The organism is Marisediminicola sp. LYQ134 (genome assembly GCF_046599635.1).
GTDB lineage: Bacteria > Actinomycetota > Actinomycetes > Actinomycetales > Microbacteriaceae > Marisediminicola.
Genome location: NZ_JBKIWP010000001.1, coordinates 214,425 through 238,631 on the forward strand (window position 1 = coordinate 214,425; position 24,207 = coordinate 238,631).

General features: G+C 69.1%; 26 protein-coding genes. 15 read left to right on the plus strand and 11 right to left on the minus strand.

Annotated features, from left to right (window positions below; all coding sequences use genetic code 11):
• Positions 1-4: 4 nt before the first annotated feature.
• Together greA and ACLHIH_RS01030 are read right to left on the minus strand one after the other, a co-directional pair.
• Positions 5-496 carry a transcription elongation factor GreA gene (gene greA / locus ACLHIH_RS01025; protein WP_411314862.1) on the minus strand — a complete coding sequence of 164 codons (492 nt, stop codon included), beginning with the start codon at positions 494-496 and terminating at the stop codon, positions 5-7.
• A gap of 95 nt (positions 497-591) precedes the next feature.
• Positions 592-1,044: a DUF4307 domain-containing protein gene (locus tag ACLHIH_RS01030; RefSeq protein ID WP_411314863.1), complete on the minus strand. Its 453-nt coding sequence runs from the start codon at positions 1,042-1,044 to the stop codon at positions 592-594.
• A 79-nt stretch (positions 1,045-1,123) separates the two neighbouring features.
• Here ACLHIH_RS01030 and mca point away from each other — a divergent pair, with 79 nt between their 5' ends.
• Both mca and ACLHIH_RS01040 read left to right on the plus strand, forming a co-directional pair.
• Positions 1,124-2,020 (plus strand): mycothiol conjugate amidase Mca, encoded by an 897-nt coding sequence (gene mca / locus ACLHIH_RS01035; RefSeq protein ID WP_411314864.1) that lies wholly within the window; start codon positions 1,124-1,126, stop codon positions 2,018-2,020.
• The gene (locus tag ACLHIH_RS01040; protein WP_411314865.1) at positions 2,017-2,322 is read left to right on the plus strand and encodes a hypothetical protein; all 306 of its coding nucleotides are present in this window, start codon (positions 2,017-2,019) and stop codon (positions 2,320-2,322) included. Before mca ends, ACLHIH_RS01040 begins: the two co-directional genes overlap by 4 nt.
• On the opposite strand, the gene trhA is transcribed toward ACLHIH_RS01040, so the two are convergent.
• The gene (gene trhA / locus ACLHIH_RS01045) at positions 2,266-3,027 is read right to left on the minus strand and encodes a PAQR family membrane homeostasis protein TrhA (protein WP_411314866.1); all 762 of its coding nucleotides are present in this window, start codon (positions 3,025-3,027) and stop codon (positions 2,266-2,268) included. The two genes, ACLHIH_RS01040 and trhA, sit on opposite strands and share 57 nt — an antisense overlap.
• 111 nt (positions 3,028-3,138) lie before the next feature.
• Here trhA and ACLHIH_RS01050 point away from each other — a divergent pair, with 111 nt between their 5' ends.
• From ACLHIH_RS01050 to ACLHIH_RS01065, 4 genes are all read left to right on the plus strand, one after another.
• Positions 3,139-3,909 carry an isoprenyl transferase gene (locus ACLHIH_RS01050; protein ID WP_411316276.1) on the plus strand — a complete coding sequence of 257 codons (771 nt, stop codon included), beginning with the start codon at positions 3,139-3,141 and terminating at the stop codon, positions 3,907-3,909.
• Complete coding sequence (locus ACLHIH_RS01055; protein WP_411314867.1) at positions 3,906-5,054, plus strand: aminotransferase class V-fold PLP-dependent enzyme; 1,149 nt, start codon at positions 3,906-3,908, stop codon at positions 5,052-5,054. Before ACLHIH_RS01050 ends, ACLHIH_RS01055 begins: the two co-directional genes overlap by 4 nt.
• Before the next feature lie 195 nt (positions 5,055-5,249).
• The gene (locus tag ACLHIH_RS01060) at positions 5,250-6,596 is read left to right on the plus strand and encodes a PhoH family protein (RefSeq protein WP_411316277.1); all 1,347 of its coding nucleotides are present in this window, start codon (positions 5,250-5,252) and stop codon (positions 6,594-6,596) included.
• Between the two features lie 46 nt (positions 6,597-6,642).
• Complete coding sequence (locus tag ACLHIH_RS01065; RefSeq protein WP_411314868.1) at positions 6,643-7,416, plus strand: hypothetical protein; 774 nt, start codon at positions 6,643-6,645, stop codon at positions 7,414-7,416.
• A 27-nt stretch (positions 7,417-7,443) separates the two neighbouring features.
• Here ACLHIH_RS01065 and ACLHIH_RS01070 read toward each other — a convergent pair whose 3' ends face one another.
• From ACLHIH_RS01070 to xseA, 5 genes are all read right to left on the minus strand, one after another.
• Positions 7,444-8,850, minus strand: a complete 1,407-nt coding sequence (locus ACLHIH_RS01070) for a class II fumarate hydratase (protein WP_411314869.1) — start codon at positions 8,848-8,850, stop codon at positions 7,444-7,446.
• Positions 8,851-8,971: 121 nt separating this feature from the next.
• Positions 8,972-9,643 (minus strand): carbonic anhydrase, encoded by a 672-nt coding sequence (locus ACLHIH_RS01075; RefSeq protein ID WP_411316278.1) that lies wholly within the window; start codon positions 9,641-9,643, stop codon positions 8,972-8,974.
• A 41-nt stretch (positions 9,644-9,684) separates the two neighbouring features.
• A complete protein-coding gene (locus ACLHIH_RS01080; protein WP_411314870.1) occupies positions 9,685-10,332 on the minus strand; it encodes a DUF4245 domain-containing protein in 648 nt (215 codons plus the stop codon).
• A 3-nt stretch (positions 10,333-10,335) separates the two neighbouring features.
• Entirely contained in the window at positions 10,336-10,554 is a 219-nt protein-coding gene (locus ACLHIH_RS01085; RefSeq protein WP_411314871.1) for an exodeoxyribonuclease VII small subunit, read from the minus strand.
• A gap of 9 nt (positions 10,555-10,563) precedes the next feature.
• A complete protein-coding gene (gene xseA, locus ACLHIH_RS01090) occupies positions 10,564-11,802 on the minus strand; it encodes an exodeoxyribonuclease VII large subunit (protein ID WP_411314872.1) in 1,239 nt (412 codons plus the stop codon).
• 138 nt (positions 11,803-11,940) lie between these two features.
• Here xseA and ACLHIH_RS01095 point away from each other — a divergent pair, with 138 nt between their 5' ends.
• Positions 11,941-12,993: a 4-hydroxy-3-methylbut-2-enyl diphosphate reductase gene (locus tag ACLHIH_RS01095; RefSeq protein ID WP_411316279.1), complete on the plus strand. Its 1,053-nt coding sequence runs from the start codon at positions 11,941-11,943 to the stop codon at positions 12,991-12,993.
• Positions 12,990-13,643: a DUF6264 family protein gene (locus tag ACLHIH_RS01100; protein ID WP_411314873.1), complete on the plus strand. Its 654-nt coding sequence runs from the start codon at positions 12,990-12,992 to the stop codon at positions 13,641-13,643. Before ACLHIH_RS01095 ends, ACLHIH_RS01100 begins: the two co-directional genes overlap by 4 nt.
• 93 nt (positions 13,644-13,736) lie before the next feature.
• Here the strand turns inward: ACLHIH_RS01100 and fbaA are convergent, their stop codons facing one another.
• Positions 13,737-14,762 carry a class II fructose-bisphosphate aldolase gene (gene fbaA / locus ACLHIH_RS01105; protein ID WP_411314874.1) on the minus strand — a complete coding sequence of 342 codons (1,026 nt, stop codon included), beginning with the start codon at positions 14,760-14,762 and terminating at the stop codon, positions 13,737-13,739.
• Positions 14,763-14,860: 98 nt separating this feature from the next.
• Here fbaA and ACLHIH_RS01110 point away from each other — a divergent pair, with 98 nt between their 5' ends.
• The 4 genes from ACLHIH_RS01110 (at position 14,861) to glpX (ending at position 19,216) form a co-directional block, all read left to right on the plus strand.
• The gene (locus ACLHIH_RS01110) at positions 14,861-15,565 is read left to right on the plus strand and encodes a FadR/GntR family transcriptional regulator (RefSeq protein WP_411314875.1); all 705 of its coding nucleotides are present in this window, start codon (positions 14,861-14,863) and stop codon (positions 15,563-15,565) included.
• 88 nt (positions 15,566-15,653) lie between these two features.
• Positions 15,654-17,084 carry a four-carbon acid sugar kinase family protein gene (locus ACLHIH_RS01115; protein WP_411316280.1) on the plus strand — a complete coding sequence of 477 codons (1,431 nt, stop codon included), beginning with the start codon at positions 15,654-15,656 and terminating at the stop codon, positions 17,082-17,084.
• Between the two features lie 36 nt (positions 17,085-17,120).
• Entirely contained in the window at positions 17,121-18,056 is a 936-nt protein-coding gene (locus tag ACLHIH_RS01120) for an NAD(P)-dependent oxidoreductase (protein WP_411314876.1), read from the plus strand.
• 161 nt (positions 18,057-18,217) lie between these two features.
• Complete coding sequence (gene glpX, locus ACLHIH_RS01125) at positions 18,218-19,216, plus strand: class II fructose-bisphosphatase (RefSeq protein WP_411314877.1); 999 nt, start codon at positions 18,218-18,220, stop codon at positions 19,214-19,216.
• Positions 19,217-19,304: 88 nt separating this feature from the next.
• Here glpX and rmuC read toward each other — a convergent pair whose 3' ends face one another.
• A complete protein-coding gene (gene rmuC, locus ACLHIH_RS01130; protein WP_411314878.1) occupies positions 19,305-20,672 on the minus strand; it encodes a DNA recombination protein RmuC in 1,368 nt (455 codons plus the stop codon).
• 97 nt (positions 20,673-20,769) lie between these two features.
• Here rmuC and ACLHIH_RS01135 point away from each other — a divergent pair, with 97 nt between their 5' ends.
• Both ACLHIH_RS01135 and ACLHIH_RS01140 read left to right on the plus strand, forming a co-directional pair.
• Positions 20,770-22,257: a CoA-acylating methylmalonate-semialdehyde dehydrogenase gene (locus ACLHIH_RS01135; protein ID WP_411314879.1), complete on the plus strand. Its 1,488-nt coding sequence runs from the start codon at positions 20,770-20,772 to the stop codon at positions 22,255-22,257.
• Between the two features lie 46 nt (positions 22,258-22,303).
• Positions 22,304-22,696, plus strand: coding sequence for a hypothetical protein (locus ACLHIH_RS01140; protein ID WP_411314880.1), 393 nt, complete (start codon positions 22,304-22,306; stop codon positions 22,694-22,696).
• Here ACLHIH_RS01140 and ACLHIH_RS01145 read toward each other — a convergent pair.
• Complete coding sequence (locus ACLHIH_RS01145; protein WP_411314881.1) at positions 22,665-23,270, minus strand: 3'-5' exonuclease; 606 nt, start codon at positions 23,268-23,270, stop codon at positions 22,665-22,667. The genes ACLHIH_RS01140 and ACLHIH_RS01145 overlap by 32 nt on opposite strands.
• 160 nt (positions 23,271-23,430) lie before the next feature.
• On the opposite strand from ACLHIH_RS01145, the gene ACLHIH_RS01150 reads away from it, so the two are divergent.
• Complete coding sequence (locus tag ACLHIH_RS01150; RefSeq protein WP_411314882.1) at positions 23,431-24,177, plus strand: class I SAM-dependent methyltransferase; 747 nt, start codon at positions 23,431-23,433, stop codon at positions 24,175-24,177.
• The last annotated feature ends 30 nt before the right edge of the window (positions 24,178-24,207 follow it).

The window sequence follows — 24,207 nt, forward strand, 5'->3', positions numbered from 1 at the left end:
AGGCTCAGGGAACGTAGGGCTCGACCTTCGAGATCGCGACGGTGATCTCTCGCCCGTTCGGGGCCACGTAGGTCACGGTGTCGCCGACGCGGTGACCGATGATGGCCTCGCCGAGCGGGCTGCCCTCGGAGTAGACGTCGAGATCGGTGTCGGCGTCGACGATCTCGCGGCTGCCGAGGAGGAAGACGCTCTCGTCGCCCTGGATGGTCGCTGTCACGACCGTGCCGGAACCGACGACGCCGTCGCTCTCGGGGGCGTCGCCGACCTTCGCGTGGCGCAAGAGCTCGGTCAGCACGCGGATGCGCGCCTCGATCTTGCCCTGCTCCTCTTTCGCGGCGTGGTATCCGCCGTTCTCCTTGAGGTCGCCCTCTTCACGCGCCGCCTCGATCTTCTTCGCGATGTCGCCTCGCCCCTCGACCGAGAGGTGTTCGAGTTCTGCGGTGCGGCGGTCGAAGGCTTCCTGGGTCAGCCAGGTCTCTGTCGAGTCGGTGGACATACGAACTCCTCGGGCTCGGAACATCGGCCTCCGGGGGAGGCGATACGAATGAAAAAGACCGGCTGATCGGCCGGTCTGAGGTGCGATCGATCAGTTTAGGGCAGCCAGCAGCTGTAGATCAAGCCGGTCACGGGCAACTCCGTCGTCGCGACGACCTCGGTGATCGACCGCGTGCGCAGTTCCGACGGCGGCAGGTCGACGATCTTGAACCCGACGATCCCGTGCGCCTCGTTCTGCGCCTGAAGCGCGCACGAGACGGCTTCACCCGGCGTCACGGTCAGTTGCCACGTGACGCTCACGGCGGTCTCGTCGATGACCGAGTGCCCCGTGTCGAAGGTCTGCAATTGGGATGTCGTGCCACTCAGGCCGCCCCACCACACCCACGCCACGAGAACGGCGACGAAGGCGATCGCGGCAGACCAGCCGAACACGCGACGTCGACGGGCGCGATCGGGGGTTCGGCCGTAGCGCTCGGCGATCCCCGGGGCCGGGGCGACCGGGGCTGCGGGTCCGTCGTCGACGCGGACGTCGTCGACGGTCTCGCTCATACGGCTCCCTCTCGCAGGAAAGCTCCGCGCGCGGCGGATAGGCTTTGACGACAGATTAGGCCCTCTTTCTAGGAGTTTCGTGACACGGCGACTGCTGGCGGTACACGCCCATCCCGACGACGAGTCGAGCAAGGGAGCTGCGACGTACGCGTACTACCGCAGCCTCGGCGTCGACGTGACCGTGGTCAGTTGCACGGGGGGCGAACGGGGCGACATCCAGAACGAAGCGCTCGTCGAGAAGGCGATGGCCGACCGCGATATGGCGGGACTGCGCCGCATCGAGATGGAGAAGGCGCGCGCCGCGATGGGAATCGATCACGTGTGGCTCGGATACCTCGACTCGGGGCTCCCCGAGAACGACGAACCGGTGCCCGCGAACTCCTTCGCAACCATTCCACTCGAGATCTCCGCGGCCCCGCTCGTCGCGATCATCCGTCGCTTGCGACCGCACGTCGTGCACACCTACGACGAGACGGGGGGCTACCCCCACCCCGACCACATCCGCACCCACGAGGTCGCGATGTTCGCGATCGACGCGGCTGCCGATGCCGAGCGGTACCCCGAGGCCGGGGCGGCGTGGACGGTGTCGAAGGTCTACTTCGACCGCATCTTCAACGCGCCGCGCATCACCGCGATGCACGACCGGCTCGTCGAGCTCGAGCCCGACTCGGAGCGCACCGCGCAGCTCGCCGAATTCCTCGAGAGGGTCAACGAGCGCCCGGCGGATGCGACGACCCAGGTGCCGTGCGGCGACTTCTTCGAGACCCGCGACGACGCACTCCGCGCCCACGCGAGCCAGGTCGCTCCCGACAGCCGCTTCTTCTTCTGGCCCAACGACCTGCAGCGGGAGGTCTGGCCGTTCGAGGACTACCTCCTCGCGGCGTCGACGGTCGAGTCACCGGTTCCCGAGACCGACTTCTTCGCCGGGATCGACACGGCGGACGCCGATGACGCGCTGGTCGGAGGCACCCGATGATGCGCTCGACGCTCGTGTGGGCACTCGCGACCGCGGCGGAGGACGCCGAAGAGTTCGACCCCAACACCGTGACCCCGGGAGTGGTCGGCTTCTTCGTCATGTTCGCGATCGCGGCTATCGCCGTTCTCCTCATCCTCGACATGACGCGGCGCGTGAGGCGCACGCGCTATCGCGGGGAGATCAGCGAAAGGCTCGACGCCGAGGAGGCCGCCGCCGGCTCGGACCCCGATGCCGAGCCCGACCACTCAGCCGAAGGTCGGCGGATCGGTCGCGACGAGAAAGATCCCGACCCAGTGGCATAGGAAGGCCGCGAGGGTGAGCGAGTGGAAGATCTCGTGGAACCCGAAGTGGCCGGGCACGGGGTTGGGTCGCTTGAGGGCGTAGATCACGGCGCCCACGGTGTAGCAGAGGCCTCCGACGAGGATGAACGTCATCATCGCCGCGTTGGCATCGAAGAAGTCGACGATGAACACGAGCGCGGCGTAGCCGAGCAGGAGATAGAGCGGCACATAGAGCCATCGCGGTGCACCGATCCAGAAGACGCGGAAGAGGATGCCGAGCCCCGCCCCACTCCACACGAGCCACAGCAGAAGCGTCGATTTGGCGGGTTCGAGGGCGAGCACCGTGATGGGGGTGTACGACCCCGCGATGAGCAGGAAGATGTTGGCGTGGTCGAGCCGCTTGAGCAGACGCTTCGTCGCGGGGCTCCAGTCGATGCGGTGGTAGAGCGCCGAGATGCCGAAGAGCAGGAGTGACGAGGCCACGAACACGCTCGAACTGATGCGGGCGGCGGTGCCGTCGGCAGCGATGATGAGCACCGCGCCGAGCACGATCGCGAGGGGGAACGTGCCCGCGTGGATCCAGCCGCGCCACGTCGGTTTGCGGTCGGCGATGTCGAGGGCGTCGTCGAGCAGGGGAACATTGGGCAGGTCGCTCGCCGGTTCGGCATCCACGTGCGAGTCGCCCGATCGGCCGCGAGAGAAACGATCGTCGGAAGGGCGCGTCATCCCCCCAGTTTAGGCGGCGTCTCCTCGCGACGCCCCCTCGTGACGGCCGCCTCGGGCACCGGATCGGCGCGGGCCGGGGTGGACTACCGTTGTCGTGTGAGCAGTCGAGAAATGCCCCTGGGGCGCGGCATCCTCTACCGGCTCTACCAGCGCCGGTTGAGGCGTCGGCTCGTCGGACAGACCCTGCCTCGACACATCGCGATGATCCTCGACGGCAACCGGCGATGGGCGAAACAGCGTCTGCTCGAAACGGCGGCGCACGGTCACCGCGCGGGTGCGGCGAAGTTCCGCGAGTTCCTCGAGTGGTGCGACGACCTCGACGTGCAGGTCGCGACCCTCTATCTGCTGTCGACAGACAACCTCACAGGCCGCCACACCGCGGAACTCGACGAGCTCTTCGACATCATCGCGACCCTCGCCGACGACCTCTCGCACTTCCGCGACTGGCGCGTGCAGCACGTCGGCTCGACCGACGGACTGCCGCCATCGCTCGTGACGGCGCTGACCCTCGCCGCCGATCGCACGCGCGACAACACCGGCCTCCACATCAACCTCGCGGTCGGCTACGGCGGTCGCCGGGAGATCGCGGATGCCATGCGCAGCATCGTCACGGCCCACGAGAACGGTGGGGGCGCTCTCGACACACTTGCCGAGATCCTCACCCCCGAACTCATCGGCGACCACCTTTACACGGGGGGCCAGCCCGACCCCGACCTCGTCATCCGCACGTCGGGGGAGCAGCGGTTGAGCGACTTCATGCTCTGGCAGAGCGCCCACAGCGAGTTCTACTTCGTCGAGGCCCTCGGCCCCGACCTCCGCGAGGTCGACTTCCTCCGCGCCGTGCGCGACTACGCTCGGCGGCACCGCCGGTTCGGCGCGTGACGCGGCACGACCCCCAGGGGCTCGCCGACGTCATCCGGCAGTTCGACGAAGACGACGGCTACCTCGATTTCGCGAGCCTCGGTCCGCCGGGGCGGGCTGTGCTCGACGAGCGGCGGGAGCTGTCCGAGGTGGTCGGCCGCGCTCGGTTCGGGGCCATCGACCCGCTGTATGCCGCGACGGATCGTTTCGAGTCGGCGGTCGCCGACGCCACCGGCTTCTCGCGGGGCAACGTGGTCTTCCAGCCGAGCACCTCCTCGGGGATGATGCACACGATGTTCGGGCTCACCGGTCAGGTGGCCGTCTCGCGAGGCGAGTACCCGAGCACGACGACCGCCGCGGCGCGCGCGTCGGAGTCACTCGCCGCGATGACGCCGCTGTGGTTCGACCCCGCTCACGGTCGCGTCACCCCGGGAGCGCTGCGCGACATCCTCACACCCGACTGCCGGGCGGTCGTCGTGAGTGTCGTGGACTATCGCACCGGATACCTCGCCGATCTCGAGGGCATCCGGCAGATCGTCGGCGACCGGTTGCTCATCGTCGACGCCGTGCAGGGTTTCGGCGTCGTCGACGCCCCCTGGACTGTTGCCGACATCGTGGTTTCGGGGGGTCAGAAATGGTTGCGCGCCGGGTGGGGAACCGGATTCATGGCGCTGAGTGATCGGGCGGCCGAAACCCTCGTTCCCGTCTTCTCCGGTTTCGACGCGGCGCACGCGAGCGCGCTCGAACCGGACGCCGTCGCGGACGCCCCTCCGCCGCCGCGTCGGGGAGCGGGCGCGTTCATGACGGGCATGCCCGACCCTCTCGCGGCCGCCGCGCTCGCGACGTCCCTCGAGCTGACCGCGCGCGTCGGGGTCGCGGCCATCAACTCCGCGGTCGCGGAGAGGGTCTCGCAGCTCATCGATGCGGCCGACGAGGTCGGTCTCGAGGTGGTCTCTCCGCGCGCCACGACCGAGCGCGCGGGCATCGTCGTTCTCGCGCCTCCGGAGCACCGCCTCACGGCGCTGACCGCGGCGCTCTTCAACCACGGGGTGACAGCGACGGCGCGCGGCGGAACCGTGCGATTGAGTGCTCACGCGTCGACGTCGGCCGTGACCCTCGACCTCGTGCGCGACGCTCTCGGTGACTACGCGGCGACGCCCGAGTGACAGTCGTTCACGCGACCGTAACCTGTGAGGGCGCGTGTCGCATTGCTCGCGGTCGCGGCACGGTCGTAGTTTCGAGACATCAGGTATGGCGCCTGATCGAGACGGCCACGTAAGTTCGTTTCGCGAAGTTCGACGGCCGTCTGTGCGACAGTATCCGAGCGCGAAGCGTTCGGGGATGGAGTGCTCGTGCCCCAGTTGAACCAGCCGACTCAGAAGACCGTCTCCGCTCGAGACGGATCCGTCGAGACAGCGGAACGCACCTATGTCCTCGACACTTCGGTGTTGTTGTCCGACCCGAAGGCGGTCTTCCGATTCGCCGAACACGCGGTGGTCCTGCCCGTGATCGTGATCACCGAACTCGAATCGAAACGCCACGACCCTGAGATCGGTTACTTCGCCAGGCAGGCCCTCCGCAACCTCGACGAGCTGCGCGTGCTGCACGAGCGTCTCGACTTTCCGATCGCCGTAGGGGAAGACGGCGGATCGCTGCGAGTCGAGCTCAACCACTCCAACATGTCGGTGCTCCCCTCGGGGCTGCAGCTCGGAGACAACGACTCGCGCATCCTCGCGGTCGCGCTCAACCTCGCCAACGAGGGGCTCGCGGTCACGGTCGTGTCGAAAGACCTGCCGCTTCGAGTCAAGGCCGCATCGATCGGTCTCGCGGCCGAGGAGTACCGCGCCGAACTCGCCGTCGACTCCGGGTGGGTCGGCACCGACGAGATCACCCTGAGCTCCGAGCAGATGGCCCAGCTCTACGAAGACGAGAAGATCAGCACGCGGCTCGTCGCGGATGTCCCGGTCAACACCGGTCTCGTCATCCACTCCGATCGCGGCTCGGCCCTCGGTCGCGTCACGGGCCGCGGGCAGATGCGCCTCGTGCGCGGCGACCGCGACATCTTCGGATTGCACGGTCGATCGGCGGAGCAGCGTCTCGCGATCGACATGCTGCTCGACCCGGAGATCGGGATCGTGTCGCTCGGTGGCCGCGCGGGAACCGGCAAGTCGGCCCTCGCCCTGTGCGCGGGTCTCGAGGCGGTGCTCGAGAAGCAGCAGCACCGCAAGATCATGGTCTTCCGTCCGCTCTACGCGGTCGGGGGCCAGGAGCTCGGGTTCCTCCCCGGCGATGCCGCGGAGAAGATGAACCCGTGGGCGCAAGCGGTGTTCGACACGCTCGGGTCGGTCGTCTCGCCGAACGTGCTCGACGAGGTCATCGAGCGCGGGCTGCTCGAGGTGCTTCCTCTCACGCACATCCGCGGTCGTTCGCTCCACGACGCCTTCGTGATCGTCGACGAGGCCCAGTCGCTCGAACGCAACGTGCTCTTGACCGTCTTGAGCCGCATCGGACAGAACTCCCGGGTCGTCTTGACGCACGATGTCGCCCAGCGCGACAACCTCAGGGTCGGTCGCCACGACGGGGTCGCCTCGGTCATCGAGACCCTCAAGGGTCACTCGCTGTTCGGCCACATCACCCTCACGCGGTCGGAGCGTTCGGCCATCGCCGCTCTCGTCACCGAGATGCTCGAGTCGAACGAATTGGCCTGACCCCTCGCGGGGTGATGGTGTCAGGGAGACGACATAGAGTCGAGGGGTGAACACTCTCCTCATCTGGGCGGCAGGGTTGCTCGGAGTGTTGTTTCTCTGGGGAACACTGTCACCCCGCAGCCAGTGGTATCTCCTCGTCGGGTGGACGAGGAGCGATCCTCGGGCCACCGAGCCCGGCGCGGCGGCCTATTCGGTCACGCGCGTCGTGTCGCTCGTGGGGGTGCTCGCCCTTCTGACCGTCGGCGTCTCGTCGGCGGTGGGGCAGATCGACTTCGCGCGAGAAGACAATCGGGCTGTCTCCGACGTCGACAGGGTGTGGGGGATGCAACCGCGCGCCTACGTCGTCGACCGCGTCTTCCGGCCGATCGCCGTGCCCCCGGAAGACCTCGTCGAGATGCCGATCACCGGTTTCCAGTCGATCGACCGCACCGGCTCCAACTCCGACTACCTGTTCGAGGCGGGCAAGATCCGCAGCGCGGGTCAAGCGACCGAGCCGGGATTCATCGGTGTCGAGCCGATCCCCGGCACCGTCGCGCTCGACACCGCAGACCTCGTCGTGCGTGTTCGCGGCGACGACCGGTGCATCCCGCAGCAACTCGTGGTGGTCGGGGCCGACGGGGCCGTTCAGGTCGGTGCGTTCTTCGGTCAGTCCGACCCCGGCGACGGCTCGAACGAGGGCAACGTCTCGAACTGCGACTCGAACCCGTCCGTCGAGCGGTCGCGGGGATACCTCATTCCCATCGACCTCGCGTCGCCTCTCGGCAATCGCGAGCTGCAGTCGCTCGACGGAACACCGATCGAGGTCGTCGGCTCGCCCTGATCGGCCTTCTCGATGTCGGCCCGGGGGTCAGCCCGCGGCGGGCGGGCGCGTCATCGACAGCACGTCGAGGGCACTGTCGAGCTGCTCGAGGGTCACCTCGCCGCGCTCGACGAAACCGAGGTCGATGACCGACTCGCGCACCGTGATGCTCTTCGCCACCGCGTTCTTGGCGACCTTGGCCGCAGCCTCGTAGCCGATCGCGCGGTTGAGCGGCGTCACGATCGACGGCGACGACTCGGCGAGCGCGCGGGCGCGGTCGAGGTCGGCCTCGAGTCCGTCGACGGTCTTGTCGGCGAGAACCCGCGTGGAGTTCGAGAGCAAGCGCACCGACTCGAGCAGCGCGGTTCCCATGACGGGGATCGCGACGTTGAGCTCGAACGACCCGGATGCCCCGGCCCACGCGACCGTCGCGTCGTTGCCGATCACGCGCGCGGCGACCATGAGCACGGCTTCGGGAACCACCGGGTTGACCTTGCCCGGCATGATCGACGACCCCGGCTGCAGGTCGGGGATGCGCAGCTCACCGAGTCCCGTGTTGGGGCCCGATCCCATCCACCGCAGGTCGTTGCAGATCTTGGTGAGGCTCACAGCGATCACGCGCAGCGCACCGGATGCCTCGACGAGGCCGTCGCGCGCACCCTGGGCTTCGAAGTGGTCAAGCGCCTCGGTGATGGGCAGTCCCGAGTCGTCGGCGAGCTCGGCGATGACCTTCGCCGAGAACCCCGCGGGAGTGTTGATGCCCGTGCCCACGGCCGTGCCTCCGAGGGGGACCTCGGCGACGCGGGGGATCGTGCTCTGCACGCGCTCGATGCCGAGGCGGATCTGCCGCGCGTATCCGGCGAACTCCTGGCCGAGGGTCACGGGCGTCGCGTCCATGAGGTGGGTGCGGCCAGCCTTGACGGCGTCGACCCACAGAGCCGCCTTCGCCTCGAGCGCGGTCGCGAGGTGATCGAGCGCGGGGATGAGGTCACTCAGGAGCGCTCCCGTCACGGCGATGTGCACCGACGTCGGAAAGACGTCGTTCGACGACTGCGAGGCATTGACGTGGTCGTTGGGGTGCACGGTCGAACCGAGGTGTGTCGTCGCGAGGGTCGCGAGCACCTCGTTCATGTTCATGTTCGAGGAGGTGCCGCTGCCGGTCTGGTAGGTGTCGACGGGGAAGTGCTCGTGGTGTCGCCCCCCGATCACGGTCTCGGCCGCGGAGACGATCGCGTCGGCGATCGGGGCGTCGAGGATTCCGAGCTCCCGGTTGACGAGGGCGGCGGCGCGCTTGATGCGGGCGAGGGCCACGATCTGAGCGGACTCGAGCCCCGTGCCCGAGATCGGGAAGTTCTCGACGGCGCGCTGCGTCTGAGCGCTGTAGAGGGCGGTGGCGGGAACCCGCACCTCGCCCATCGTGTCGTGCTCGATACGGAACTCGGGTGCTTCGCTCACGTCGTTGTGCTCTCTCTTCGATGCGGTTCGTTGCGGTTCGGTGCGGTGCCGGGCCTGATCACGCTCGGCGGTGCGGGATGGTGGAGTGGATGCGGCGTCACGGCCAGCGTTAGACGCGGAGTCAGCCTCGGTCGACGGAGCCGACCGTCGTGTCGGGGATCGCGCGCCCCTCGAGCAGCCGGTAGTTGGCCCCCACGACAGCCAGCGTACCGGCGGCGATCGCGTCGCTGATCAACTCCGACGACTCGAGCAGCTCGGCGATGGTGTTGCGCAAGTGCTCCTTGCCGACCTCGAGGGAGTCGACGGCCGTCGTGTCGACGTCACCCTCGGGAGTCCCCGAGACGCGACGCACCGCGGGAACGATCTTCGAGATGAGATGGTCGATGTGCGGGGGCAGGGGTGGGGCTTCGCTGCCTTGCGAGTCGATCGCGGCGAGCACTGCTCCGCAGCGATCGTGGCCGAGCACGACGATGAGCGGAACCTTCAAGACACCCACGGCGTATTCGAGCGAGCCCACGACGCTGTCGGAGATGATCTGGCCGGCGTTGCGCACGACGAAGAGGTCGCCGATCCCCTTGTCGAAGATGATCTCCGCGGCGAGCCGGGAGTCGCTGCACCCGAAGAGCGCGGCTCGCGGTCGCTGCTCGCTCGCGAGCGCCTCGCGGCGTTCGACGTCTTGCCGCGGGTGGCGGGGGTTGCCCGAGACGAACCGCTCGTTGCCTCGCAGCATCTCGCGCCACACCTTCGCGGGCAGGTCGACGGGATCGACGATCGCCTCGTGCTCACCGGTCATCGTGTCTTCGGTCGTGGTGTCTTCGGTCGTGGTGTCGTCGGTCACGGGGCGTCGCCCTCCTCATCGTCTGTCGGTAGGTCGGCGGCGAGCGCCGTCGCGAGGGTCGCGAACTCGGTGTCGTCGGCGCTCCCATAGATCACGAGTCGGCTGTCGCCGGATGTCGCGACCATGGAATACGCGAGGTTGCCGACGTCGCGCCGCTCGCGGTAGTCGAAGATGGTCCAGTCGAGGCCGCCGAGCTCAACTTCGCCCGTGGAGCTGCGGTCGTCGACCTGATTGGAGACCCAGGTCGCGTCGGCATCGACGCCCTGGCGGAACCCGATGAACTCGGTGCTCGGGGTGATGAAGCCGATGTACCACTCGGTCACGTCGGGCGTCGCCTCGATGGTCGCCGAATTCGCGGTCCAGCCCTCGGGGAGATCAGGGTCGGCGAGCGGCTCGTCGACGGCTGGTTGGGCCTGTTCGGCGATCGCGCCGTAGTCGACCGGCTCGCGGGCGGGGAGGTCGGGGCGCACGACGACGAGCACGAGCAAGAGCACGATCGCGAGCGAAGCGGCGAGGGCGAGCACGAGGTTGATGACGGTCTGATTGGCGCGGTGTTTGCGCGAGTTCTCCGCTTTGCGCGCAGCCGTCTCTTCGGGGGTCTCGGGTCGGCCCAGTTCGGCGACGACGCGGGGGGTCTTGGCCATCGACTACTCGGCGACGGTCGAGCGCGCGGCGTCGAGTCTGGCTTTGGCCCCGATGAGCCACTGCTCGCATCGCGTGGCGAGGGCCTCGCCGCGTTCCCAGAGGGCGAGTGACTGCTCGAGGGTCGCTGATCCCTGCTCGAGCTCGGTCACGACGGCCACGAGTTCATCGCGGGCCTGCTCGTAGGTGAGGTCGGCGACGTCGGAGGAGGGAGTTTCAGCCACGGGGGGAGTCTATCGAGGCGCGTCCGGTGCGGGCTGCACGGCCGTGACCGCGGCTTCGACGGCGCCCCGGGAGAGGGTGAGGAGGAGCGGATCGCCCTCACGCACCTCGCTCGCGTCGCGCACGATGTGCCCCGCCCCCGTGAGGGCGATCGAGTAGCCGCGGTCGAGGGTGCGCTGCGGGGAGAGCGATCGCAGGTGCGCGGTGAGAGCGGAGACACCGTCGAGAGCGCGGGCGATGCGCTGCTCGACGAGCTCGGTGCTGCGACCGACGTAGCGCGAGAGTTCTTCGGCTCGCGAGTCGACGAGCCACACGGGGTTCGCCATGACGGGGCGCGATCGCACCTGCTCTACCCTGTCGATCTCACGACCGATCATGCTCGTCATGCGCATCCCGATGCGCGCGCGCAACTGCTGCACCCGGTTGGCCTCGTCGGCGACGTCGGGAACCACGCGTTTCGCGGCATCCGTCGGTGTCGAGGCGCGCAGGTCGGCGACCTCGTCGAGCAGAGGGCGGTCGGCCTCGTGACCGATCGCACTCACGAGCGGGGTCGTGCACGCGGCGGCCGTGCGCACGAGGGTCTCGTCGCTGAACACGAGGAGGTTCTGGAAGTCCCCGCCCCCGCGCGCGACGATGATGACGTCGACCGTCTCGTCGGCGTCGAGAGTGCGGATGGCCGCGGTGACCTCGGATGCGGCGCGCTCACCCTGCACCGCGGAGTGCACGACGCGGAACTCGACCGACGGCCAGCGCAACTGGGCGTTGCGGACGACATCTTTCTCGGCATCGGAGTCCTTGCCGGTCACGAGACCGATGCGGCCAGGAAGAAAGGGGAGCGGTTTCTTGCGTCGAGGGTCGAAGAGACCCTCGGAGGCGAGGGTCTGACGCAATCGTTCGAGGCGCTCGAGCAGGTCGCCGAGGCCCACGTGGCGCATCTCGAAGACCTGCATCGTGAGCGTGCCGCCCTTGACCCAGTAGTTGGGTTTAACGAGGGCGACGACGCGGTCGCCCTGCTTGAGGTCGGCGGGGAGCTTGGCTTTGACCGACGACCAGATCGTGAACCCCACGGTCGCGTCGACGTCGAGGTCTTTGAGCTTGCCGTAGACGTTGCCGCCCGAACCGCCCCACTGCGTGATCTCGCCCTCGACCCACACCGACCCGAGGCGATCGATCCACCCCTTGATCTTGGTCGACAGCACCGCGACGGGCCACGGCGCGTCGACCGAGGCGGGTCCGGGGTCGATCGTCATGGTGCTCCTTGGGTGCGGAGGGTGTGTGATGCCCGGTCGCGGTTCGCTCTCCGCGAGCGCGCAGCGACCCCCGCGTAGAATCGAACCGTGTCAAACATCACCAACGGCGCTCTGACCGCCCCGCCGATCGAGATCGGGATGCCGCGCGTTCCCGCAGCTCGCAACAGGCTAAAGGATAACCCCGCCCCCGCTCCCAAGCGGGTCGTGCTCGCGGCCCCCCGTGGCTACTGTGCAGGGGTGGATCGCGCCGTCATCGCGGTCGAGAAAGCGCTCGACCGGTTCGGCGCTCCCGTCTACGTGCGCAAGCAGATCGTGCACAACATCCACGTCGTGTCGACCCTCGAGAAGAAGGGCGCGATCTTCGTCGACGAGGTCGGCGAGGTTCCCGAGGGGTCGCACATCGTCTTCTCGGCCCACGGCGTCTCACCGGCCGTCGTGCAGGGGGCCGCCGATCGCCGGCTCGACGCGATCGACGCGACGTGCCCGCTCGTGACCAAGGTGCACCGCGAGGCCGTGCGATTCGCGCGAGACGACTTCGACATCCTCCTGATCGGCCACGAGGGCCACGAGGAGGTCGAGGGAACGATGGGTCACGCTCCCGACCGCACGACACTCATCAACAGCCCCGAGGATGTCGCGACCCTCGAGGTGCGCGACCCCGACAACCTCGTCTGGCTCAGCCAGACCACGCTCAGCGTCGACGAGACGATGGAGACGGTGCGCTTGCTCCGCGAGCGCTTTCCCAACCTGCACAACCCGCCGAGCGACGACATCTGCTACGCCACGCAGAACCGGCAGGTGGCGATCAAGAAGGTCGCCGAGGAGGCCGAGCTCGTGATCGTCGTCGGGTCGTCGAACAGCTCGAACACCGTGCGGCTCGTGGATGTCGCGCTCGAGAACGGCGCGAAAGCCGCCTACCGGGTGGACTACGCGAGCGAGATCCGCCAGGAGTGGCTCGACGGCGTGTCGACGATCGGCGTGACGTCGGGGGCATCCGTTCCCGAGGTTCTCGTGCAGGAGGTTCTCGACGACCTCGCCGACGCGGGCTACGGTGACGTGAGTCAAGTGGTCACGGCGGAGGAAGACCTCATGTTCTCGCTCCCCAAGGAACTGCGCAAAGACGCGTCGGGCGAACCCGATGCGCGCGGCCTCGGTGGACGCACCCGAAAACTGGATTGGCAGCGCTCATGACCGACGAACGTCCTCGCCCGCAGTACGGCGAATACGCGACTCCGCAAGACCAGGCTCACGCGATCGCGGGGTCGCACCCGCCCGTGTCCCCGGCCCTCGCGCCGCACGGCGCCACCCCCGCGGCCGAGCATCGAGCTCCCGAGCATCCGGCTCCCGAACAGCAGGCCGCTGTCGCCCCGACGGCGCCCGTCGAGCCGCGGGCTCGGCAGACACCGGAGCCGCGCACTCCGGCATCGTCGCCGTCCGATCGTGACGGCGCCGCACTCGACGGAACCCGGCCGCGGCGACGGTGGGATCTCGTGCTGAGCGTCGTGCTGCTCTCGCTCGGACTGTGGACCGTCGTGAGCGGGATGATCCAGAACGCCAATCTCCCCGCCGTGTTCGACGACGTCTTCGAGATGCAGGGCATGGGGGACTTCACCGCGGATGCCGCAGCCACGACGGCCGGGCGAACGCTCTCGATCATCAACATCGTGCTCTTCGCCATCACCGCGACGATCACCATCACCCTCCTGCGTGCTCGCCGGATCGCGTTCTACGTGCCGCTCACGGCCGGAGTGATCGCGGGGGTCATCGCGTTCATCGTGCTCGCGTCCGTGCTCCTCGGCGACCCGGCCTTCGCCGAATACGCCGGCACTCAGGGCACGTAGGCACGGAGCCGCGACGGCACCGCCCCGCCCCGACGCACGACACGACGACGAAGCCCCCGCAGCGATCGCTGCGGGGGCTTCGTCGTCACGTGATCAGCCGTTCGAGTGACCGGCCGAGCCGAGCTGGCGCGTGGCGTCGACGACGCGAGCGGCCATGGCCGTCTCGGCGATCTTGCCCCACGAGCGCGGGTCGTAGATCTTCTTGTTCCCCACTTCGCCGTCGACCTTGAGGAAGCCCTCGTAGTTCTTGAGCACGGTGTCGGCGATCGACCGGCTGTAGGCGTATTGCGTGTCGGTGTCGATGTTCATCTTGATGACACCGTTGGCGACCGCCGTGGCGATCTCCTCGTCGGTCGAGCCCGAACCGCCGTGGAAGACGAGATCGAGCGGCTTGACGCCCGTGCCGTACTTCTCGGCGATGCCCGCCTGGATCTCGCCGAGCAGTTCGGGGCGCAGCTTGACGTTGCCCGGCTTGTAGACGCCGTGAACGTTGCCGAAGGTGAGGGCGGCGATGTAGCGGCCCTCGTCGCCGAGACCGAGCGCTTCGACGGTCGCGATGACGTCGTCGAGGGTCGTGTAGAGCGAGTCGTTGATGTCGTGGCTGACGCCGTCTTCTTCGCCGCCGACGACACCGATCTCAACCTCGAGCACGGCGTTGATCGCCTTCATGCGGGGGAGGAGGGTCTTCGCGATCTCGAGGTTCTCGTCGAGCGGAACAGCCGAGCCGTCCCACATGTGCGACTGGAAGATCGGGTTGCGGCCGGCGCGCACCTCGGCCTCGGAGGCCTCGATGAGGGGCAGGACGAAGCCGTCGAGGGCGTCTTTCGGGCAGTGGTCGGTGTGCAGGGCGACGGTGACCGGGTAGTTCTTGGCGACCTCGGTCGCGAACGCCGCGAAGGCGAGAGCGCCGGATGCGCGGTTCTTCACGCTCTGGCCCGCGAAGTAGTCGGCGCCACCGGTCGTGACCTGGATGATGCCGTCGGATCCGGCCTCGGTGAGCCCCTGGAGCACGGAGTTGATGGTCGACGACGACGACACGTTGATGGCGGGGTAGGCAAAACCACCGGTCTTTGCCTTGTCGAGCATCTCGGCGTACTGCTCGGGGGTTGCGACTGGCATGTTCTCTCCTTATGCGGGCGGACGTCGGAGAGAGTCTAGCGACGCCGCATAAGCTGACGACGGGGCCGGTCGGCTCGGAGTGGCAGAAGGAGTCGACGATGGCGCGCAAGTCTCTCGCGAGCACGGTCGCCGACGGCATCCTCGACGCGGTCGTCGCGGGGGAGTTCGCGGCGGGGCTGGCCCTGCCGAGCGAAGCCGAGATCGGCGAGCAGTACGACGTCAGCCGCGTGACGGTGCGCGAAGCCCTCAAGACCCTGCAGGCCCAGAACGTCGTACGCGTGCTGCCCGGGCGCGGCACCTTCGTGAACCCGGTGACAGCGTGGACGGATCTCGGCCCCGTGCTGCGGGCGACGACGCAGGGGGCGGACGCCGCGGCATCCTCCCTGCAACTCGTGGAGGTGCGCCGGATGATCGAGACGGGTGCTGCCGCCCTCGCGGCCACGAGACGCACCGAGGCGGATGTCGCGTCGCTCGAGAGCCAGCTCGACCGCATGCGATCCGCCCACGACTCGGCCGACCTCGACGAGTTCGTCGAAGCGGACATCGCGTTCCACGACGTGATCCTCCACGCCGCGGGCAACGTCTTCGTCGGCGTGCTCTTCGAGCCCCTCGGCCGGGTCATGCGGGCGAAGCGTGAGCAGACGTCGGCGGTGGAGCAGATCCGGGTCAACGCCATCGCCGAGCACGCGGCGATCGTCGACGCCGTCCGGTCGGGCGACGCCGAGCGCAGCAGGCTCGCGATGGACTCGCACATGACGCAGACGGCGAACGACCTCGAGAGGTTCGTGCTCGGCGAGATCTGACCGACGGGCCGGCTCGTCGATGCGGGGCTACCCTCGAAGAGGAGCCAGACGTATGATGTCTGACATCTGATTACGAAGGAGTATTCGCATCGACGCTCACGCCCTCCTCAGCGACTACCCCGACGCGACACCCGTCTCGGCGGCAGACGTCGCGAGCACCGTCAATGCAGCCACACCCGTGCTCATCGTGCTCGACGACGACCCGACCGGAACCCAATCGGTGTCCGACCTCCCCGTGCTCACCTCCTGGGAGCAGACCGACCTCCGCTGGGGGCTCGAACAGGGCTCCCGCGCCGTCTACGTGCTCACGAACACGCGCAGCCTCGACCCGCACACCGCCGCCGAGCGCAACCGTGAGGTCGTGCAGAACGCCCTCGCCGCGGCGAGCGAGGTCGGGGTGACCCTCGCCTTCGTCAGTCGGAGCGACTCGACCCTGCGCGGCCACTTCCCCCTCGAAACCGACGTCATCGCCGAAACCCTCGAAGCGGCGGGGCGACAACCCGTCGACGGCGTCGTGATCGTGCCGGCGTTTCCGGATGCCGGGCGCGTCACGATCGGCGGAGTGCACTACATGCGCACGGGAGCCGAGCTCACGCCGGTCGCCGACACCGAGTTCGCGCGCGACGCGACCTTCGGCTTCGCGAACTCCGATCTGCGCCGCTACGTCGAAGAGAAGACGGGCGGACGGGTGCCGGCGTCGTCGGTCGTGACCCTCGACCTCGGTGTCATCCGCGGCGGCACGACGGCGATCGTCGACGCGCTCTCGGGCGTCACGGGAGCGACCCCGATCGTGGCTGACGCGGTCGACGAGAACGACCTGCGGGCCCTGGCACTCGGGCTCGCCGCCGCCGAGGCCACGGGCAAGACCTTCCTCTACCGCGTCGGACCGCCGTTCGTGCGGGCGCGCATCGGAGCCGACGAGCACGCGCCGCTCACCGCTCGCGAGGTGTACGGCACCGACGGTTCGGAGGCGCGGGGTGGGCTCATCGTCGTGGGATCCCACGTCGGTGTCACGACGAGGCAGCTCGCGGCGCTCACGCGTGAGCGCACCCTCGCGGCGACCCTCGAACTCGACATCGCCGACATCCTCGACACCGCGCGGTCCGACGGCCACGTCGCCGACGTCGCCGCGGCCGCGATCGACGCTCTCGCGACGGGAGACGTCGTCATCCACACGAGCCGACTGCTGCAGACGGCCGATGACGCGGCCGCGAGCCTCGACATCTCGCGCCGTGTCTCCGCTGCGGTCGTGCGCGTCGTGCAACTCGTGCTCCGCGCCCACCCACCCCGCTTCGTGATCGCGAAGGGCGGCATCACCTCGAGTGACGTCGCCGCGCACGGCCTCGGCATCCGGCACGCGATCGTGCGCGGGCCGATGCTCCCGGGGATCGTGTCGCTCTGGCAGCCGGTCGACGGTCCGGCGGCGGGCATCCCCTACATCGTGTTCGCCGGCAACGTCGGCGACGACGACTCCCTCGCGCGCGTCGTCGAGACCCTCGCGCACCCCGTGACGGCCTAGACACCTCAGCCACCCATCCTCCGAAAGAAGAGAACGATGACGACTCCCACCCCCTCCGCAGACCCCATCGCATCCTCTGCCGTCACGCCCGACTATTCGGTCGCGGTGCTCGGCCTCGGGGCCATGGGGCTCCCGATGGCCACCCGGCTGCGCACCTCCCTCACCGTCAACGGGTTCGACATCGACCCCGCTCGCGTGACGCTCGCGACCTCGGCGGGCATCGTGCCGTTCACCTCGGCGAGAGACGCCGTGACGGGTGTCGACGCCGTGCTCCTCGCGGTGCGCAACGGCGCGCAGCTCGACGACGTGCTCTTCGGAGACAGCGGCATCGCCGCGTCTCTCACAGCAGGATCGGTCGTCATCATGACGAGCACCGTCGGTATCGCCGACGTCACCTCCGCCGCGGCGCGGCTCTCCGACCACGGTGTCGCGCTCGTCGACGCGCCGCTCAGCGGCGGCCCGGTGCGCGCGGGCGACGGCGACCTGCTCATCGTCGTGGGGGCGGAGCCCGCCGCGCGGGAGAAGGCCGCGCCGGTGCTCGAGCTCCTCGCGTCGACGCTCAGCGTGATCGGCGACAAACCGGGCGACGGCCAGGCGTTCAAGACGGTCAACCAGTTGCTCTGCGGTGTGCACATCGCCGCGGGAGCCGAAGCGCTCGCGCTCGCGCGATCGCTCGGCCTCGACCCCGAAAGCACCCTCGCGACCCTCTCGGCGGGCGCCGCGGGCTCGTTCATGCTCGCCAATCGCGGGCCGCGCATGCTCGAGGCCTACGACGACGACGGTGCCGAGGTGCTCAGCAGGCTCGACATCTTCGTGAAAGACCTCGGCATCGTCACGACCGCCGCTCGTGCCGCCGGCCTCGCGACCCCCGTCGCCGCGGCCGCCGAGCAGCTCTTCCTCGTGGGGCAGGCGGCGGGACTCGCCGCCGAAGACGATTCCGCGGTCATCCGCGTGATCGCCCCGAGCGCCTGAGCCCCCGACCACCGAACCCCGATCGCCGAATCGCCGGGTCCGCACGACCGTGAATCAGTACGACCCCTCAACCCCGCGACCGGGCGTCGGTAGGCTGGCCTCACGGTCAGCGCGCCGGTCGGCCGACGCACCCCCGATCGTCAGACGCCCTGGAGGCTCGCATGGATGCCCACACCGGAACCCTCTATCTGCACCCCGACCGCAACCTCGCGATGGAGCTCGTGCGAGCGACGGAGGCCGCCGCGATCCGTGCCGTTCCCTTCATCGGGCGCGGTGACAAGAACGCCGCAGACAAAGCCGCCGTCGACGCGATGCGCAAATTCCTCGGCACCGTCAACTTCGACGGCGTCGTCGTCATCGGCGAGGGCGAGAAAGACGAGGCGCCCATGCTCTACAACGGCGAGCACGTCGGCAACGGGCGGGGCCCCGCGTGCGACATCGCCGTCGATCCGATCGACGGCACGTCGCTCACCGCGGCGGGCCGACAGAACGCGATCTCGATGATCGCCGTCGCCGACCGCGGCAGCATGCTCGACGCATCCACGGTCTTCTACATGGACAAGATCGTGGCGGGCCCCGAAGCGGTCGGGGTCGTCGACATCCGCAAGCCCATCGGCGAGAATCTGCGGGCGCTCGCCAAAGCGAAGGGCAAAGCGATCGAGGAGATGCAGGTGGCGGTGCTCGACCGTCCGCGGCACGCGCAGCTCATCGACGACATCCGCGAGGCGGGCGCGGGCACGAGACTCATGCTCGACGGAGATGTCGCGGGGGGAATCAACGCGGCCCGCTACGAGACGCGCATCGACATGTGCGTCGGCGTGGGGGGAAGCCCCGAGGGGGTGGCGAGCGCGTGCGCCATCAAAGCGCTCGGCGGGCTCATCCAGGGGCGACTGCTGCCGTCCACCGACGACGAGCGGCAGCGCGGGCTCGACGCCGGACTCAAGTTCGACTACGTCTACGAGGCCGACGAGCTCGTCAGCAGCGACAACACCTATTTCGTCGCGACGGGAGTCACCGACGGCGGGCTCGTCGACGGCGTGCGGCGCAAGGGTCCGATCATCCGCACCGAGAGCATTGTGTTGCGCGGGCGCTCGGGAACGGTGCGCCGCGTTGTCGCCGACCACCTCGCCGAGAAGTGGCTCGACGGCGCCGACCGCTGAACGCGCAGGAGTTCTGCGTTCGAGACCCGCAAGAATTCCTGCTGCAGCTGCTGGCTCGACAGGAACTCCTGCACAACGGCGAGCCGACCTACGCGGAACGTGAACCGTCCGCAGGGGTGACCTCGACCGCGTCCGGACGGTCGGCTCGCGGATCGTCGATCTCGTCGAGCTCGGCGGTGAGCTCGAACGCCGCGAGGGCTCGCGGGGCGACCTCGATCTCGCTCGGAGCCCTCACGATCTTCGACTCGTCGAGGCTCGAGAGCCTCCGCGCCGACGGCAGAACCTGCCGCTCGAGCGATCCGACGAACTTGTTGTAGTCGGTCACCGACGACGTGAGCGATCGCCCGAGCTTGTCGAGGTGCCCCGCCATCGTCGCGAGGCGACCGTAGAGCTCGCGGCTCACGTCGAAGAACTCCTTCGCCTCCCGGGTCACGAGGTCTTGCTGCCAGCTGAACGCCACGGTCTTGAGCACAGACCACAGGGTCACGGGTGACGACAGCGCCACGCGCTTGCTGAAGGCGAACTCCATGATCGTCGGGTCGGCTTCGAGCGCCGACGACACGAGCGACTCGTTGGGGATGAATGCGATCACCATCTCGGGGCTCGCATCGAGCCCTTGCCAATAGGCCCGGCTGCCGAGGGTCGTGATGTGGTCGCGCACGGCCTTCACGTGCTGCTTGAGCAGCGCGTCGCGCCGCGCGAGCTCGGCCGGGGGAGCCGTCGGAGCGATGGCGCTCGCCTCGAGGTAGGCGGTGAACGGCACCTTGGCGTCGACGGCGATGCTCTTGCCCCCGGGGAGGCGAACGACCATGTCGGGGCGCCCGGCGCCGGCATCCGAGCTGATGCTCGATTGCACGTCGAAGTCGACGCGTTCGAGCAGACCCGCGGATTCGACGACGCTGCGCAACTGGGTTTCGCCCCACACTCCGCGCACGCTGTTGTTGCGCAGGGCGGAGGCGAGCGAGTCGGTCGTCGACCGCAAGCGCTCTTCGGCGGCGGCCGCCGTGCGCAGGCGCTCGCTGAGTTCGCCGTGTTGCGCGCTGCGCTGGGTTTCGAGGTCGGCGACCTTCAACTGCATCGCGCGGAGCGTCTCCTGCACGGGTGTGAGCGCTTGCAGCACGGTGCTCTCGTCGCGGCGACGCGCCTCCGCGGCGAGGCGCTCGGCCTCGTGGGCGTCGACGAGGTCGCGGTAGCGGTCCGCGTGCTCCCCGACCTGCTCGCGCAGAGCGACGACGGTGGCTTCGGCGCCCGCGAGCCGGGCGGCGATCTCCAACCTCTCGGCGTCGGCGTGCGCCTGCACCCGCGCGAGCTCGGCGTCGTGCCTGGCCTCCGCGACCGCGGCGTCCACGAGGGGCGCCGACGTGCGGCCGCGTCGGGCCGCGAACCAGGTGCCGAGAACGACCCCGCTCGCGAGACCGAGGAGCGTGCCGAGGAGCAGGGGAATGAGAACATCCATGGCGTCAGTGTCGCAGCGGCCTCCGACACGCTCGCGACACCGCGCGGGTCGACGCGGATCACCGCCCATCGGCGGCTCGGCGCAATAGCATTGCGCCATGAACACTGTCGATCACTGGGTAGCCGGCCGCGCGTTCACGGGCGAGTCGTCTCGCACGAGTCCGGTTTTCAATCCCGCGACGGGCGCCGTGTCTCGCGACGTGCGCCTCGCGACGTCGGGCGACGTGGATGCGGCCGTCGCCGCCGCGACCGCCGCTTTCGCCGAATGGTCGGGGGCGTCGTGGGCCAAACGACAGCAGGTGCTCTTCGCCTTCCGCGAGCTGCTCAACGCGCGCAAAGACGAGGTCGCCGCGATCCTCACCAACGAGCACGGCAAGGTCACGGCCGACGCCCTCGGCGAGATCGCCCGCGGCCTCGAGGTCGTCGAGTTCGCGACGGGCATCCCGCACCTCGCCAAGGGCGAGTACAGCGAGAACGTGTCGACGGGCGTCGACGTCTACTCGACCCGCCAGCCGCTCGGTGTCGTCGGCATCATCAGTCCCTTCAACTTTCCGGCGATGGTCCCGCTGTGGTTCTTCCCCATCGCGATCGCCGCGGGAAACACCGTCGTGCTCAAGCCGAGCGAGAAAGACCCGTCGGCCGCGATCTGGATGGCCGAGCTGTGGAAAGAGGCGGGCCTTCCCGACGGCGTGTTCAACGTCGTGCACGGCGACAAGGTGGCCGTCGATGCGCTGCTCGAACACCCGGACGTGGCATCCATCAGCTTCGTGGGGTCGACACCGATCGCGAAGTACATCTACGAGACCGCGGCGAAGCACGGCAAGCGGGTGCAGGCTCTCGGCGGCGCGAAGAACCACATGCTCGTGCTGCCCGACGCCGACCTCGACCTCGTGGCCGACTCTGCGGTGAACGCCGGGTTCGGGTCGGCGGGGGAGAGGTGCATGGCGATCAGCGTCGTCGTGGCCGTCGAACCCGTGGCCGACGACCTCGTCGAGAAGATCGCGAGCCGGATGTCGACGCTCACGGTCGGCGACGGCACCCGCGGGTGCGACATGGGCCCCCTCATCACCCGCGAGCACCGCGACAAGGTCGCCGGATATCTCGAGGTCGCCGAGACCGACGGCGCGGAGATCGTCGTCGACGGGCGCGGCATCGAGGTCGACGGCGCCGACGACGGATTCTGGCTCGGACCGACCCTCATCGACCGCGTTCCGACCGACTCGGCGGTCTACACCGACGAGATCTTCGGCCCCGTGCTCTCGGTCGTGCGGGTTTCGACATACGAGGAGGGCGTGGCTCTCATCAACTCCTCCCGCTACGGCAACGGCACCGCGATCTTCACCAACGACGGCGGGGCCGCGCGGCGGTTCCAGCGGGAGGTCAACGTCGGAATGATCGGCATCAACGTGCCGATCCCCGTGCCGGTCGGCTACTTCTCGTTCGGCGGCTGGAAAGACTCCCTGTTCGGCGACACGAAGGCCTACGGTCCCGACGCCATCCACTTCTTCACGCGGCAGAAGGCGATCACGAGTCGCTGGCTCGACCCGTCGCACGGCGGGATCAACCTCGGTTTTCCGCAAAACTGACGTGCCTCTGCGTCGCACGATCGCGGGGCTCGACTTCTCTCGGGCCGTGACGATCGTGCGCGCGCCCGACGGCGAACTGTTCGAAGGGCGGATGACCTCGCCGCGCCCCACTCGACGTGACGGCGACCTCGTGGTGGTGCGCTTCGACGACGAAGCGCTCGCGGAACGCTTCGCGGTCGCAGTGAGCCCGCGCGGACTCTCGTGGGACGACGCGACCGACCCGCACGGCGCCCGACGCGTGATGCTCTACCGCGTGAGCGGCGATCGCCCGGCGGCGGCAGAGGTGCGCCGCGTTCAGGTGCCGCAGCGGCGGGACGCGTTGTTCAAGGCGGATCTGGTGGAGCCGGGTGCCGGTGGCGGTGTCGGGCCGGACGCCGGTCGGGCTGCCGAGCCGGGTGTCGGTGGCGCTACGCCGACTGCGCCGGACGAGTCAGCGTAGCTGCCGACCGCACGAGCGGCGTGAGGCGTGTGCCGGTCGCACGGGCGAGGTCGTCGAGACTCTCGGCACCGTGGCGCGACGCCGCGTGGATCACGATCGCGGCGCACGCCTCCGAGTCGGCGAGGGCGTCGTGGTGGCGGAAGCCCGTGAACCCGGCGGCGCGAGCGGCGACCGGCAGCCGGTAGCTCTCGAGGCTGTAGGTGCGGCGCGCTACATGCAGGCTGCACAGGTAGTCGAGTTCGGGCACCCTCTCGAACGTGGCGAGGCACGCCCCCGCGATCACGCCCATGTCGAATCGCGCGTTGTGGGCCGCGAGGGTGTCGCCGGCAGCGAACGCGATGAGGTCGGGCAGTTGTTCGGCCCAGGTGGGCGCGGTGGCGACATCCGCTTCGACGATGCCGTGAACGCGCGTGTTCCACTCGCTGAAGCTGTCGTGCCCCGCGGGAGGGCGGATGAACCAGGCCGCCCTGTCGACCACGACGCCGCCGCGCACCTTGACGAGCCCGACCGCGCACGCCGACGCTCGCGAGCTGTTGGCGGTCTCGAAGTCGATCGCGGTGAAATCCAGTGGCACCCCCGAACCCTCTCACGCCCCACCGACCCCGCCGAGAAACCGCCCCGCCGACCCCGCCCCCACTGAACGCAGTTTCCGCGAGGGTGCGCCGGATCCCGCACACCCTCGCGGAAACTGCGTACGTGGGGGCGCGCATCGGGCGGCGTGCGAGAGTGGCCGCGTGACCGATTCGCCGATCGACCCCGCCCTCGCGACATCGTTCGACCGCGCCGCCGAGGTCTACGAGCGGGCGCGTCCGTCGTATCCGGATGCCGTCGTCGACTGGCTCGTACCCGCAGACACGGTCGACGCCCTCGACCTCGGTGCCGGAACAGGCAAACTCACCCGGGCACTCGTCTCGCGGGGTCTGCACGTCGTGGCCGTCGATCCGGCACCGAACATGCTCGCGCAACTGACCGCCGCGCTGCCCGAGGTGCGGGCGATCGCCGGGTCGGCGGAGAGCATCCCCCTCGCGCATGCGAGCGTCGACCTCGTCGTCGTCGCGCAAGCGTGGCACTGGGTCGACCCCGTTCGAGCGGAGCCCGAGGTCGCGCGCGTGCTGCGCCCGGGCGGCAGCCTCGCGCTCGTGTGGAACGTGCGGGACGACCGCGTCGGCTGGGTCGCCGAGCTACTCGGCATCATCGGGGAGGGCGGATCCAACGGTCTCCTCGACACACCACCGCGACCCGCGCCGCCTTTCGAGCCGGCCGACCACGTCGTCGTCGACTGGACGCACGAGCTCGACCGCGCCGCACTGCTCGCCCTCGTCGCCTCGCGCAGCACGTTCATCGCGGCGGAACCCGAGCAACGAGCTGCGGTCACGTCCCGCGTCGAAGGGCTGCTCGCCACGCATCCGGATCTCGCGGGGCGTGAGGTCTTCGAGATGCCGTACCGCACGGTGTGCTGGCGGGCGCGGCTCGGGGTGTAGCGGAGGGCTCGGCTCAGCGGTCAGCGGCTA